This is a genomic window from Halomonas sp. ND22Bw (genome assembly GCF_003011945.1).
Taxonomy (GTDB): Bacteria; Pseudomonadota; Gammaproteobacteria; order Pseudomonadales; family Halomonadaceae; genus Halomonas; species Halomonas halophila.
The window spans coordinates 1-366 of the sequence record NZ_PXWD01000333.1 but is presented as its reverse complement, the minus strand read 5'-3'; the positions used below and the strand labels follow the sequence as shown (position 1 = coordinate 366).

The following is a 366-nucleotide window of genomic DNA, read 5'->3' as shown; positions in this document are numbered from 1 at the left end:
GCGGCGCTGCCGGAGGCGTTCGATATGATCGACCAGAGCTTGCGCGACGTGGCGTCGCCGGCGTAGCTGCGGCGCATGGCGTGGTTTACACCGATCCTGCCGGGCGCCGATCCGGGCGACCGGTTACTGGCGGCGGCAGGCGCGGCGGCGGGAGCGGGCGTGGTTTCTTGCGCCAGAGCCGGCGCGGCGGTCATGAAAGCGGCGGCGGCGCCAGCCAGAAGAGCGGTCTTGATATTCATGGGTCATCCCCAGTTGCACGGGCCCGACGCCCGCACCCCTATATACTCCCCCTGTTACGGATTGTTTCGTATGCCCCGAAATGACCTTGGCAGCGCCCCGGTTGGACGATTCTTGGTCTATGTTCGG

General features: G+C 66.9%; 1 protein-coding gene. It reads right to left on the bottom strand.

Annotated features, from left to right (window positions below; genetic code table 11):
* On the bottom strand, positions 1 to 239 hold a 239-nt coding region (locus CVH10_RS25445), incomplete at its 3' end, for a hypothetical protein (protein ID WP_219924798.1).
* Positions 240 to 366: the final 127 nt, after the last annotated feature.